Here is a 12,474-nt window from a genome sequence, read left to right as displayed (position 1 = left end):
TCTGCCGCTCGCAACCTGGGCTCCACCTTTCCCCTTCGGGGGGCATCTCCTGGTGTGGACGGATGACCCGTCCCCGAGCCTCCAGGAGCTTCCCATGATCTCCCATCCCTTCCGATTCACCGCGCTCGCCGCCGCCATGCTGGTGCTCGGCACATCCCTCGCCGCGCAGGGCCGGGGCCCTGGATTTGGACCCGGCTTCGCGTCTGGTCGGGCCCTCCGGGCCCTCCACCTCACCGAGGCCCAGCAGACTCAGGTGAAGGCCATCCATGAGCGCCACCAGGCGGCCATCCAGGCCAAGGTGGAAGCCGCCCAGGCGGCCCACCAGGCCCTGCGGGAGGCCATGGCCAGTGCGTCCACCGATGCCAAGACCCTCCAGGCCCTGCACGAGAAGGTCTCCGCCGCCCAGTTCGCCGTGATGCTGGAGCACCGCGCCGTCCGGCAGGAGATCGTTCCGCTGTTGACGCCTGAACAGAAGGCCCAGTTCGAGAAGATGCCCATGGGTCCCGGCATGGGCTCCGGTATGGGGCGCGGCGCGGGCATGGGGCCTCGCCACGGCCGCGGCCCCGGCGCCGGCCCGGGCATGAATCCCGATTGCCCGATGGCCCAGTAGCGCCACCGATTATCCTGAAGCTCCATGCGCGCTTCTGCGGTCTTCCAGGCCACCTGGCAGCGGACGCGGCGCCCCCGGACCTGGGGCGCCGCGCTGCTGTTCGGCCTCGCCTGGAACGGGGCGAGGCTGCTCCTGGGGGGGCCCGGACCGGACCTCCTGGATCTGCTGGCGCCCTCCCTGTGGGTGGTGGTCTTCCTGGTGCTCGCGCCGCTGCCCTGGCAGTGGAGCAGCGACGGGGCGCCCATGGCCTCACCCCTGCGGGGCGCGGTCCAGGCCCTGCCCTGGATGGCGGCCCTCACCTTCGCCGTGCTGCTGGCCCTGGCGGCCACGGGCGCCTCGCCCATGCCCATGGGCCGGGGGCCTGGGCCTGGGCCTGGCCGGGGCGTGGGCATGATGGAACACGGCGGCCCCCGACGGGGCCCCGGTCTGATGTCCGGTTCGATGATGGGGCCGGGCGCCGAAGGACATGGGTTCCCCATCCATCCGCGCTTCTGGGCCCTCGGTGTGGCCCACCTATGCTTCGGCCTCCTCCTGGGCTGGGTGCTGGCGGACCGCGAGCGCGCCGAGCTCCAGGAGGCGGCCGCGCGCCGCGCCGCCAAGGAGGCCCAGACCCGCGCCCTCCAGGGCCAGATGAATCCGCATGTGCTCTTCAACGCCATCAGCGGGCTCACGGAGCTGGTGCGCGAGGATCCGCAGGCCGCCGAGGCCGCCCTCGTGAACCTGTCGGACCTGCTGCGGGCCCTGCTGGACCAGGGCTCCCGCCTGCGGGTGCCCCTGGGCGACGAGCGGCGCCTCGTGGCGCACCACTTGGCCCTGGAGCGCATCCGCCTGGGCCGGCGCCTTCGCGAGCGCTGGGACTGGCCCGCCGGGCTGGATGCCGTGGAGGTTCCGCCGCTCATGATCCAGCCCCTCGTCGAGAACGCCCTGAAGCACGGGGTGTCGAAGGCCGTCGGGGGCGGCGAGCTGGAGGTCGTGGTGCGCGGCGAGGGGACCCGCCTCCACATCCGCGTGGCCAACACCGGCCCGGCGCCGGACGGCGAGGGGAAGGGCGTGGGGCTGTCGAATCTGCGGGAGCGCCTGGATCTGCTGGGCGCCGGTCCGGATGCCCTGCGGCTGCGCCGGGAGGGCGACTGGACCATCGCCGAGCTGGACCTGGAGGTGGCGCCGTGAAGCCGCTGCGCGTGCTCGTGGCCGAGGACGAGCCCTTCAACCTGAAGCGCCTAAGCCGCCTCCTCCGCGAGGCCGGCTGCGAGGTGGTCGCCGAGCTCGAGGACGGCCCCTCCGTGCTGACCTGGCTGGACCGCGGCGAGGCCGTGGACGCCCTCTTCATGGACATCCAGATGCCGGGCCTCACGGGTCTGGACGTGTCCGCCGACCTGCCCCGGGACCTCCCCGTGGTGTTCGTGACTGCCTACGCGGAGCACGCCGTGAAGGCCTTCGAGCAGGCCGCGGCGGACTACCTGCTCAAGCCCGTCACCGCCGAGCGGCTCGGCGCCACCCTCCAGCGCCTGCGGACGCGCCTGGACCGGGAGGACCCCCGTCCGGGTGGTCCCTTCCGCTTCCCCGTGCGCGCGGGGGACGGGCTGGTGTTCGTGGACCTGGCCAAGACCACGCACTTCGCCTTCGAGGAAGAGGCCGTGTGGGCCTACGCCGGAGACCGCCTGCGCACCACCTGGAAGACCCTCGCCGAGGCGGAGACGGCCCTGGGCCCCCGGGTGGTGCGCGGCCACCGGCACCTGCTGATCCGGCCCGAGGCCGTGGTGGGTGTCCGCACCGGTGACTTCGGCCGCCTCCTCGTGCGCCTTGCCGGAGGCGCCGAAGTGGAGGTCAGCCGAGGTGCCGCGCCCGCCCTCAAGGCGAGGCTGGGCCTGGGCTAGACCTCGGCGATCAGTTCGATTTCCACTTTCGCCCCGCGGGGCAGCGCGGCCACGGCGACGGTGCTGCGGGCGGGCTTGGCGGCGCCCAAGGCCTTCTCGTAGGCGGCGTTGAAGACCGCGAAATCGCCCATGTCCGCGAGGAAGACCGTGGTCTTCACCACCCGGTCCCAGCCGGTATTGGCGGCGGCGAGCACGGCGCTGAGGTTCTTCAGCACCTGCTCGGCCTGGGCCTCGATGGGGCCGGTGACCATCTCCATGGTTTCGGGGACGAGGGGGATCTGGCCGGAGGTGAACAGGTGGCCGCCGGAGATCTGGGCCTGGCTGTAGGGGCCGATGGCGGCGGGGGCGTTCGGCGTGGCGATGGCGCGCATGGGAACTCCTGGAACAGACTATTGTCCTTGTTTTTTACCCCAGCGCCGCTTCTTGTGGCGCCAGTTGCGGCCGGCCTTGGCCGGGGGCGGCAGGGGCGTGTCGAAGGGCGAGGCTGGCTGCTCGGGCTCGCCCTCGCCTTCCCCGTCGTCGAGGCGGCGGGGGCCTTCTTCGATCTGCTGCAGCACCCACTGGGCCGTGCGATGCATGAGGGCCGCCAGGCAGAGGCTGGTCTCGATGCGGGCGTGGGGCAGGGGGCCCAACTGGGTGAACACGGACGGGTCGGGCGGGATCACGCGGGGGATGGCGACCTCGGGAAGGGGCATGGGCAGGGCATCGTAGGCCTCCTCGGGGAGGTGCCGCCACGGCTCGGGCTGCGCCTGCTCCCGCTTGAGGAGATCCGCCACCGTCGTCTGCTTCTTGGGAGGACGGCCCCGCTTCTTGGGGGCGGCCACGGCGGCGGCCTCCAGGGCGGCCTGGAGGGCCTGCATCACCTCGTCGCGGCTCTTGCCGCGCAGGTCGAAGAGCAGCCAGGGATCGCGGTCCAGGGCCTCGGCCATCACGTAGCAGACGGCGGCCACGTGCTTGCAAGGGTTGGCCCAGTCCGGGCAGTCGCAGTGGGTCTGCAGTTCCTTGGGCACGCGGGGGTAGAGGCTGGCGCCCGCCTCGCGGAAGGTTTCGTCCAGGCCCTGCGGCATCTCGCCCGCCAGCAGCGAGGCCACGAAGCGGCTCTCCTGCGCGATGCGGGCCAGGGCCTTCTCCCACTGGGCGGCGGTGAGGGCGGGCAGGCCCAGGGTCACGTTGTAGGTCTTGCGGCCATGGACGCGGGCCTGGATCTCGCCGGGCTGGACGCCGAAGTGCGACACATGGCCGTCCTCCGCGTACTTCTTCCCGCGGGGCAGGCGGTTCTCGTAGTCGTCCCCGAGCTTCTCGAGGCCCTGGATCCAGAGGCGGCCCCACCAGGTGGTGCCGAAGCGGTCGGCGTGGCTGATCATGGCGCCACCTCCTTCGCCTTGCGGCGGACCGGCCTGGGGGCCTGGTCCTCTCCGCCGCCTTCATCGGCATCCATCAGCTCGGCGTCTGGATCCAGCGCCACCAGGCGGCGCAGGGCGTCGTCGTCCAGCTCCGTGAGCCAGCCTTCGCCCGTGCCCACCACGCGGTCCGCGAGGTCGCGCTTGGATTCCAGCAGGGCGTCGATCTTCTCCTCCAGGGTGCCGATGGTGACCAGCTTGTGGACCTGCACGTTCTTCGTCTGGCCGATGCGGTAGGTGCGGTCCGTGGCCTGGTCCTCCACGGCCGGGTTCCACCAGCGGTCGAAGTGGAAGACATGGGTGGCCGCCGTGAGGTTGAGGCCCACGCCGCCCGCCTTGAGGCTCAGCAGCAGCACCGGCGAGGAGTCGGGATCCTCCTGGAAGCTGCGCACCAGCTCGTCGCGGCCTTCCCGCGTGGTGCCGCCGTGGAGGAAGGGCGGCTCGAAGCCCAGGGCGTCCTGGAGGTGGACCTGGAGCCGGTCGCCCATCTCCTTGAACTGGGTGAAGACCAGGGCCCGCTCGCCGGCCTCGACGACCTCCTCGAGCATCTCCGTGAGGCGGTCCAGCTTGCCGCTGCGGCCGCGGTACGGCCCCTGGGCCTTCAGGAACTGGCTGGGGTGGTTGCAGATCTGCTTGAGGTGGGTGAGCAGGGCCAGGATGCGGCCCCGGCGCTCGATGCCGCTGGCGGCGGTCAGCTCCTCGTCCATCTTCTCGACGCGGTACTGGTAGAGCTCCGCCTGCTCGCGGCTGAGCGTCGTGAAGACCTTCATCTCCTGCTTGTCCGGCAGGTCCTGGATGATGGCCCGGTCGCTCTTGAGGCGGCGCAGGATGAAGGGGCCGATGCGCTGGCGGAGCTCCTGGGCGGCGTCGGGATCCCGGTACTTCTCGATGGGCGTGGCGAAGCCCTCCTTGAAGTGGGACTCGCTCCCCAGGTAGCCGGGCAGGGCGGCGCTGAGGATGGACCAGAGCTCCGTGAGCCGGTTCTCGATGGGCGTGCCCGTGAGGGCCAGGCGGAAGCTGCCCCGCAGGCGCCGGACGGCCTTGGCCTGGGCCGAGCCCGCGTTCTTGATGGCCTGGGCCTCGTCCACCACCACCATGCCCCAGGCGCGGGCGGAGAACGTGTCCTCCTCGCGGCGCACCACGCCGTACGTGGTGAGCACGAGGGTGTGCGGCTTGAAGGTGCCGGGCAGGGGGTCGCGGTTGTTGCCGTGGTGCACGAAGACCGGCAGGCTGGGCGCGAACTTGGCCAGCTCGCGCTCCCAGTTGCCCAGCAGGGAGGTGGGGCAGACGAGGAGCGTGGCCGGGCCGTGCTGGGGGCTCTGCTCCTGGCGGTGCAGCAGCAGGGCCAGCACCTGGATGGTCTTGCCCAGGCCCATGTCGTCGGCCAGGATGCCGCCCAGGCCCAGGCGCGACAGGCCCTCCAGCCAGGCCAGGCCGCGCAGCTGGTAGGGGCGTAGCTGGCCGTGGAAGCTGGCGGGTTGGGTGATGGGTTTGTCCGGGAGGATCTTGAGGTCCTCCAGGGCGGCGCCGAAGTCGCCGGCCACCTCCACCTCGATGGCCTCGCTCACGCCGGGGATCCGGGCGGTGCCCGTGAGGGCCGCGGCCAGGGCCTCGCCCTTGGTCATGCTCTCGAAGCCGGCGCCCCGGCTGGCCTGGAGGACCGTGGAGATCTGCTTGAGGGTCTCGGGATCCAGGGCCACCCATTTGCCCTTCCAGGCCACCAGCGGGTGCTTGAGGCTCGCCATCTGGGCGAAGTCCTCCACGCTCAGGGCGTCGTCGCCCAGCATGAGCGACCAGTCGGCGCTGACGCTGCCTTCCAGACCCACCTGGGTGGCGGGGGCCGACTCGATGACGCTGCGGGCGCCCAGGCGCACCTTGGCGCGCAGCCGCTTGGCGCCGCCGAAGTCCGCCAGGGCCTCGGGAATGTGGACGAGGAAGCCGGCCTCCTTCAGCTGGGCCGCGCCCCGGGTCAGGAAGCTCCAGGCCTCGGTGGGGCGCAGCAGCAGGTCCTCGGGGCGCTGTCCCGCCAGGGCCCGCTCCAGCGCGGGGAAGAAGGGCACGGCGCGGGCCAGGCCCCGCAGCAGGACCTGGCGCGCCTGGAGCACCTCGGGCTCGGTGCTGGGCTCCCAGAGCTTGGCGACGCCGATGTCCACGCCCGCCTCGGTCTCCAGGCCCACCTTCAGGATCCACCCCTCCTCCACGAGCCGGTCGGCCTCCTGCACGGCCTGGCTGTGGGTGGGCACGGGCGGGGCCTCCAGGGCCAGGCGGGGCCGCAGCCACTGGGGACGGGCGCCCTCGCTCCACTGGGCCAGCTGTTCGCCCAGGGTGCGCTCGGTGATGCCGATGGTGGGGAACTCCGGCAGCTGGTGGGACAGGGCCACCATGAGCCGCTCGTCCCAGGGAAGGCGGTCCCGCTTGTGCCCCCGCAGCCGGTGGATGAGGCCCAGGCGGGGATCATCGCCGGCCCGCAGGCCGCCGGCCACGAAGCGCATGATGAAGTCCGCCCCGTCCTCCAGGAAGGCCGACAGCACGGCATCCACGGAAGGCGGCATGGCCAGGTCGTCCTCGATGTCGAAGGCGTCCAGCTCGCCGAGGGCCACGGTCTTGGTGAAGGCCCAGGTGTCGTTCTCGGGGAAGGCCAGGGCCGCGGGGGGCATGGCCTCCGCTAGCTGGCGCAGGGCGGTGCGGTCCGAGGGGCTGGTGAGGCTCACGCCCCAGCGGGCCTTCCACGGGTTTCCGCGGGTGTCCAGCTGGGGCAGCAGGGCGCCGCGGACCACCAGGGACTGGAGCAGGCGCAGGGCCGTGGCCCAGTAGCGCAGGGTGGGGCCGGCGTGGGCCGGGCGCAGGGCCAGGGAGGAGAGCCAGGGGTAGGCCCGCTGCCAGCGGAGGGGCACCGCGTGCATCTCCACCAGGGTGGCGTCCGGCAGGAAGATCTGGGCCTTGGCGGGCGTGAGGCGCTCGCGGCCCTGCAGCTCGCCCGGGAGGGTCCGGAGGGCGCGGGCCCACTCGGCGGGTTCCACCGCCTCGGGCATGCAGAGCAGGAAGCCCCGGTCCTGGGGTCGGTACTGGAGGAAGGGGTTCAGCATGAAGCGGCGGACTCTAGATATCGGACGGCGCGCGCGCTGGCCGATGTAGGCTTGGGGCTATGGGGCGCGGCCCAGGGAGCAGGACGATGAGACTCGGCTTTGCAAGCGATCATGCGGGGTTCGACCTGAAGGAACGGCTGAAGGCGTGGGCCCTGGGTCAGGGACATGAGGTGGTGGATTTCGGCACGGATGGGACGGCCTCGGTGGACTACCCGGATTTCGCGCACCGGGCGGCGCAGGGCATGGATCAATGGGAGCGCCTGGTGCTGGTCTGCGGCTCCGGCATCGGCATCAGCATCTCGGCCAACCGCCATGCCGGCATCCGCTGCGCGCTGGTGACCTCCCCTGAGCACGCGGCACTGGCACGGCAGCACAATGACGCGAACGCCATCGCTTTCGGCCAGCGGCTGACGGATCCGCTCAAGGCGGAATACTACCTGAAATTGTTCCTGGAAACACCTTTCGAAGGGGGGCGGCATCAGGGCCGCGTCGAAAAGATCGAGTGGAAGGGGTGCTGATGCGTCGCGGCGACGACCTTCGAAGCCTGGAATTTGAAACCGGCGTCCAGCTCCACGCGGCCGGATCCTGCCTGATCCGCATGGGCCGCACCCACGTGCTCTGCGCCGCCAGCCTGGAGGAGAAAGTGCCGGGCTGGATGAAGGGCCGGGGCACGGGCTGGCTCACGGCGGAATACGGCATGCTGCCCGCGGCCACGAACACCCGGTCTGACCGCGAGGCTGCCCGAGGCAAGCAGCAGGGTCGCACGGTGGAGATCCAGCGGCTCATCGGCCGCAGCCTCCGCCAGGCCGTGGACCTGTCCGCCCTGGGTGAGCGCACCCTCACGGTGGACTGCGACGTGCTGAACGCCGACGGGGGCACCCGCTGCGCCTCGATCACCGGGGCCTGGGTGGCCGCGGCGCTGGCGCTGCGGTCCCGGGGGCTGGAGGCGGCCCTGGTCCGCCAGGTGGCCGCGGTGAGCGCGGGCATCGTGGAAGCCGGCGACGGGCGCCGGGGCCTGGTGCTGGACCTCGAATACGAAGAGGACCACCTGGCCGCGGTGGACTGCAACCTGGTGGCGGCCCGTGCGGCAACCGGAGGGGGCGAGCTGATGCTGGTGGAGCTCCAGGGCACGGGCGAAGGCCGTCCCTTCAGCCGCGCCGAGGCCGACGGGCTGGTGGACCTGGGTCTCGCGGGATGCGCGGCGCTGATGGAGGCGCAGCGGGCCGCGCTCGCATGAGGCGGAGGCTGCTGGCCCGGGCCATGCCAGCCCTGCTGGCTCTGGCCGTGTCGGCGGAGCTGGCGGCCCAGGCCGTCCCCCCCGCCCAGCCGCCTGCCCAATCACCTGCCCAGCCGCCCGTCCTTCCCCGGCGCATCGAAGTCACGGTCCAGCCGCCGGACATGGTGTTCCGCTTCGTGCCCCGGGTGGAGATCCCCGGCATGCCGCGGGTGGCCCTGGCCCTCAGCGGGGGGGGAGCCCGCGGCCTGGCGCATATCGGGGTGCTGCAGCGCTTCGAGGAGGTGGGCTTCCCCCTGGACAGCGTCACAGGCACCAGCGCCGGGGCCCTGGTGGGGGCCCTCTACGCCAGCGGCTTCACGGGCGGCGAGATCGAGAATCTCTTCCGACGCCTGGACCTGACCCGCGCCTTCCTGGAGCCGCTGCTCCGCAACCCCGGCGAGACCCTGGACGAGCAGGAGGACCGCGAGTCCACCTTCATGTCCATCGAACGCAAGAACGGACAGACGACCTTTGCGCAGGGGCTGCGCAGCGGCCTGGAGGTGCAGCGCACCCTCCAGGGCCTGCTGGCCCGGGGCGCCTACTTCTCCGAAGGGGACTTCGACCGGATGCGGCGGCCCCTCCGGATCCTGGCCACGAACCTGGAGACGGGCCAGGGGCGGGTCTTCGGCAACGGGGACCTGGTGGAGGCCGTGCGCGCCTCCATGGCGGTGCCTGGGGGCTTCCGGCCCGTGATGATCGAAGGGCAGCAGTACGTCGACGGCGCCCTAGTGGAGAACCTGCCCGTGTCCACGGCGAAGGAGGCCTTCCATCCCGACGTGGTCATCGCCGTGGACATCAGCAACCCCCTGGAACACCGCCAGGCCACCAGCATCTTCTCCGTGGCCTCCCGCAGCCTGGACCTGGTGGTGGAGCGCCGCCAGTGGGAGAGCCGCGCGGCGGCGGACTTCCTCATCCGGCCCGATATCCGCGACGCTCCCTTCCTGGAATACGGGAGCCTGGCGCCGAAGCTGGTGCTTCAGGGCCGCGAGGCCTTCGATGCCCGCCTGGAGGAGCTCGCGACCTTCCTGCGCGGGAAGACCGCGGGGCAGGAGGTCCTGCCGGCGGATCGGGTGGTCTTCGAGAGCCCCCTTCCAGTCGGGGAGACCCTGGAGGGGATCCTGTCCGCGACCCTGAAAACCGGCCCCAGTGCTGCCCCCGGTGCGGGCGGGTTCTCCCTGCTGGATGTGCGGATCCTCCTCCAGCAGGTCCTGGTCCACGGCCTCGCGCGGGAGGCCTGGGCCACCGTGGAGCCCGACCGAACCCTGACCGTCCACCTGCGGCCCTATCCGCCGGTGACCGAGCTGGCCGTGAACGCGCCGCCGGCCTGGATCCCCCGCGTCGAGCGGGCCCTGGCCAGCCGGATCACGGTCGGCGCCCCCTTCAATCCCAAGACCTTCGGGGACGTGGTGTCCCAGGTGGTCTACGGCCTCCTGATGGACGGCAGTCCCCTCGTGGATGCGCGCGGATCCGGCTTCGACCCCGAGTCCGGCCGCCTCAGCGTGGTCCTCCGGGAACCCCTGATCACCCAGGTCAATGTGTGGCCCGCGTCCGGCCCGGCGGTGGACGAGGCCCACCTGCTGCGGATCCTGGGCCGCCTGGAGGGCGGACCCTTCCGGCCGGTCACGCTCCAGCAGCGCATCGCCCTGGCCGAGCACCGGCTCCACCTGGCTGAGCTGCACTACCTCACCCGCCCCGACGGCCGAGGGGGAACCGTCCTGACCCTGATCCCCGTGCCCCAGCGGCAGGACCGGCTCGACCTGTCCCTCGGCTACGAAAGCACGCTGGGCGGGCAGCTGGGCCTGACCTACCAGGCCCTCAACCTGGGCTTCACGGGCTCGGAACTGGAGCTGAGCGCGGCCCGCAACCGGCTGCAGCAGCAGGCCACCCTGGCCCTGCGGGCCCCCTTCAGCTTCTCGCCGGGGGCCGGGATGGAACTCAGCGGGAACTACTGGCAGCAACGCCTGGAGGTGCCCCCGCTGTGGCCCGCCCCCCAGCTGCCCGTCGGCGGCGCGGAGGGGCGCATCAGCGCCTCGGATCTGGTGCTGCGGACCTACTTCCGGTTCAGCAACCTGGGGACGGGGAAAGTGAGCTTCGACCTGGAGCGGCGGAACGTGGCCTTCCTGGAGGGGGGGCTGCGCCAGACCCAGGCCCAGGACGCGGCCTTCCTTTCCGCCGAATGGGACAACTTCGACCGGCACACCCTGCCCCGGGAGGGGCTGCTCCTGAGGCTCCGGGGCGGCGCGGGCCGGACGAAGGCCGGAACCCTTCCCGGCGGCGACTTCCAGCAGGCCTACTTCCGGGCCCGGGGCCTGCACGCCTTCACCGAGTTCGTGGGGGCCGACCTGGACCTGGAGTGGGGCCAGGGCCGCCGGCTGCCCCTGGATCGCTGGTGGGTGCTGGGGGGGCCCTCCTTCGTCCTCGGCTCCCGGGCCTCGGGCCTCGTGGCGCCCAATTTCGGGGTGGCGAGGTTCGGCGTGCCCTTCCGCATTTACAGCGGCCTGGGTCTCACCCTGGAGGTGGTGCCGCGCTTCGACCTGGCCTGGTTCTCCCGTGAGGCGGATACCCTCTTCCACGCGGACACCGACTACCGGGCCGAGGGCAAGGGGCTCCTGGTGCGCACCACGCTCCTGTCCAAGTTCTATGTGGAGCTGTCCTATGGGTTCCTCAAGCTGAGGACCCCCCAGGAAACCCGTCCGGCCACGGGGAGCTTCGATGTGGTCATCGGAACCCAGCCCTTCGACTTCTGGAAGCGAAGGTAAGGGCGGTGGTCTGCACCAGGGTGGTCTGTGATCGCCTGCACAGGAGGGGCTCCCGCCCCGGGCTGATACCCTGAAGAGCCGGGATTTCATCCGCTCTCACCCGAGGCCGTCATGCGCTACCTGCCCTCTTCTCCTGTCGAAGATCGAGCCCTCCTGGACACGATCGGCGTCGCCCGCGCCGAGGATCTCCTCTCGGGCATTCCGGAGGGGCTGCGCCTGAACCGGGGGCTGGACCTGCCCACCCAGGGCTCCGAGCAGGAAGTGGCCTGGCAGATGCTGGACCTGGCCAACAAGAACACCCGCTTCTGCGCCCAGTTCCTCGGGGCCGGCGCCTACGACCACTTCGTGCCCGCGGCCATTGATGCCATGGTGAGCCGCCAGGAGTGGTTCACAGCGTACACGCCCTATCAGCCCGAGATCAGCCAGGGCACGCTGCAGCACATCTTCGAGTACCAGACGCTCATCTGCGACCTGACGGGCCTGGACGTGACCAACGCCAGCCTCTACGACGGCGGCACCGCCTGCGTGGAAACCGCCCTCATGGCCGTGCGCGTCCAGAAGAAGCGCCACACCGTGCTGGTGAGCCGGGGTCTCCACCCCCTCTACCGCGACGTGCTCCAGACCGCCTTCGCGCCCCACCAGGATCTGCACCTCGTCGAAGTGGGCCTCAAGGACGGCGTGACGGACCTGGCCGACCTGCAGGCCAAGCTGAACGAGGACGTGGCCGCCGTGATGGTGGGTTACCCCAACTTCCTGGGCGCCGTGGAGGACCTCACGGCCCTGGCCGGCCCGGTTCATGCCGCCGGCGCCCTGCTGGTGAGCGTCACCCAGGAGGCCCTGGCCTTCGGGTGGCTGGAGGCGCCCGGCAAGGTGGGCGCGGACATGGCCTGCGGCGAGGCCATGAGCTTCGGCAACCGGCCCACCTTCGGCGGACCGTACCTCGGCTTCCTGGCGGTGAAGGACACGCACAAGCGCGAGATTCCCGGCCGCGTGGTGGGCCAGACCAAGGATCTGGACGGCAAGACGGGCTACGTGCTGACGCTCACCGCCCGCGAGCAGCACATCCGCCGCGACAAGGCCACCAGCAACATCTGCTCGAACCAGGGCCTCGTGACCCTGCGGGCCAACATCTTCCTGCAGCTCGCCGGCCCCGAGGGGCTGAAGGGCCTGGCGGCGCAGAACGTGGCCAAGGCCCAGCACCTGCGCCAGCGCCTGCTGGACCTGCCGGACATGGAGCCGGTCTTCGACGCCCCCTTCTTCAACGAGTTCGTGCTGCGCTACAAGGGCGACCTGGCCGCGCTGCAGGAGGCCTGCCTCGCGGAGAGCCTGCTGCCGGGCCTGGACCTGGGCCGCTTCTACCCCGAGTACCAGGGCTGCATCCTCTGGTGCGCCACCGAACTCCACACCCGCCGGATGATCGAGAGCCTCGTCGAGATCCTGGCCCGCGTCCCCGCCACGGTTTAAGG

The 12,474-nt window shown here is 71.6% G+C and carries 10 protein-coding genes; 7 read left to right on the top strand and 3 right to left on the bottom strand.

Annotated elements, in window-relative coordinates:
• Nucleotides 1–94: 94 nt before the first annotated feature.
• Genes MLE64_RS11945 through MLE64_RS11935 form a run of 3 tightly spaced genes read left to right on the top strand, consistent with a single transcriptional unit; the run spans nt 95 to nt 2,487 of the window.
• A complete protein-coding gene (locus tag MLE64_RS11945; protein ID WP_243317942.1) occupies nt 95–610 on the top strand; it encodes a Spy/CpxP family protein refolding chaperone in 516 nt (171 codons plus the stop codon).
• 24 nt (nt 611–634) lie between these two features.
• The gene (locus MLE64_RS11940; protein WP_243317941.1) at nt 635–1,780 is read left to right on the top strand and encodes a sensor histidine kinase; all 1,146 of its coding nucleotides are present in this window, start codon (nt 635–637) and stop codon (nt 1,778–1,780) included.
• Nucleotides 1,777–2,487: a LytR/AlgR family response regulator transcription factor gene (locus tag MLE64_RS11935; RefSeq protein WP_243317940.1), complete on the top strand. Its 711-nt coding sequence runs from the start codon at nt 1,777–1,779 to the stop codon at nt 2,485–2,487. The genes MLE64_RS11940 and MLE64_RS11935 overlap by 4 nt, the downstream gene beginning before the upstream one ends.
• Here MLE64_RS11935 and MLE64_RS11930 read toward each other — a convergent pair.
• Genes MLE64_RS11930 through MLE64_RS11920 form a run of 3 tightly spaced genes read right to left on the bottom strand, consistent with a single transcriptional unit; the run spans nt 2,484 to nt 6,973 of the window.
• Nucleotides 2,484–2,858: a RidA family protein gene (locus MLE64_RS11930; RefSeq protein WP_243317939.1), complete on the bottom strand. Its 375-nt coding sequence runs from the start codon at nt 2,856–2,858 to the stop codon at nt 2,484–2,486. The genes MLE64_RS11935 and MLE64_RS11930 overlap by 4 nt on opposite strands.
• A gap of 18 nt (nt 2,859–2,876) precedes the next feature.
• Nucleotides 2,877–3,851 carry an SWIM zinc finger family protein gene (locus tag MLE64_RS11925; protein WP_243317938.1) on the bottom strand — a complete coding sequence of 325 codons (975 nt, stop codon included), beginning with the start codon at nt 3,849–3,851 and terminating at the stop codon, nt 2,877–2,879.
• Nucleotides 3,848–6,973, bottom strand: a complete 3,126-nt coding sequence (locus tag MLE64_RS11920; protein WP_243317937.1) for a DEAD/DEAH box helicase — start codon at nt 6,971–6,973, stop codon at nt 3,848–3,850. Before MLE64_RS11920 ends, MLE64_RS11925 begins: the two co-directional genes overlap by 4 nt.
• A gap of 86 nt (nt 6,974–7,059) precedes the next feature.
• Here MLE64_RS11920 and rpiB point away from each other — a divergent pair, with 86 nt between their 5' ends.
• From rpiB to gcvPA, 4 genes are all read left to right on the top strand, one after another.
• Complete coding sequence (gene rpiB, locus MLE64_RS11915; protein WP_243317936.1) at nt 7,060–7,491, top strand: ribose 5-phosphate isomerase B; 432 nt, start codon at nt 7,060–7,062, stop codon at nt 7,489–7,491.
• Nucleotides 7,491–8,210, top strand: coding sequence for a ribonuclease PH (gene rph / locus MLE64_RS11910; RefSeq protein WP_243317935.1), 720 nt, complete (start codon nt 7,491–7,493; stop codon nt 8,208–8,210). Before rpiB ends, rph begins: the two co-directional genes overlap by 1 nt.
• On the top strand, nt 8,207–11,008 hold the full coding sequence (locus MLE64_RS11905) for a patatin-like phospholipase family protein (RefSeq protein WP_243317934.1): 2,802 nt from the start codon (nt 8,207–8,209) through the stop codon (nt 11,006–11,008). The genes rph and MLE64_RS11905 overlap by 4 nt, the downstream gene beginning before the upstream one ends.
• 111 nt (nt 11,009–11,119) lie before the next feature.
• Nucleotides 11,120–12,472, top strand: coding sequence for an aminomethyl-transferring glycine dehydrogenase subunit GcvPA (gene gcvPA / locus MLE64_RS11900; protein WP_243317933.1), 1,353 nt, complete (start codon nt 11,120–11,122; stop codon nt 12,470–12,472).
• Nucleotides 12,473–12,474: the final 2 nt, after the last annotated feature.

The organism is Geothrix paludis (assembly GCF_022808815.1).
GTDB lineage: Bacteria > Acidobacteriota > Holophagae > Holophagales > Holophagaceae > Geothrix > Geothrix paludis.
This window is presented reverse-complemented; position numbering and strand designations above follow the sequence as displayed.

Excerpts from the sequence above, each read along its gene's own strand:
- MLE64_RS11945 (WP_243317942.1), top strand. The coding sequence starts at position 95 with ATGATCTCCCATCCCTTCCGATTCACCGCGCTCGCCGCCGCCATGCTG.
- MLE64_RS11940 (WP_243317941.1), top strand. The coding sequence starts at position 635 with ATGCGCGCTTCTGCGGTCTTCCAGGCCACCTGGCAGCGGACGCGGCGC.
- MLE64_RS11930 (WP_243317939.1), bottom strand. The coding sequence starts at position 2,858 with ATGCGCGCCATCGCCACGCCGAACGCCCCCGCCGCCATCGGCCCCTAC.
- MLE64_RS11925 (WP_243317938.1), bottom strand. The coding sequence starts at position 3,851 with ATGATCAGCCACGCCGACCGCTTCGGCACCACCTGGTGGGGCCGCCTC.
- MLE64_RS11920 (WP_243317937.1), bottom strand. The coding sequence starts at position 6,973 with ATGCTGAACCCCTTCCTCCAGTACCGACCCCAGGACCGGGGCTTCCTG.
- rpiB (WP_243317936.1), top strand. The coding sequence starts at position 7,060 with ATGAGACTCGGCTTTGCAAGCGATCATGCGGGGTTCGACCTGAAGGAA.
- rph (WP_243317935.1), top strand. The coding sequence starts at position 7,491 with ATGCGTCGCGGCGACGACCTTCGAAGCCTGGAATTTGAAACCGGCGTC.
- MLE64_RS11905 (WP_243317934.1), top strand. The coding sequence starts at position 8,207 with ATGAGGCGGAGGCTGCTGGCCCGGGCCATGCCAGCCCTGCTGGCTCTG.
- gcvPA (WP_243317933.1), top strand. The coding sequence starts at position 11,120 with ATGCGCTACCTGCCCTCTTCTCCTGTCGAAGATCGAGCCCTCCTGGAC.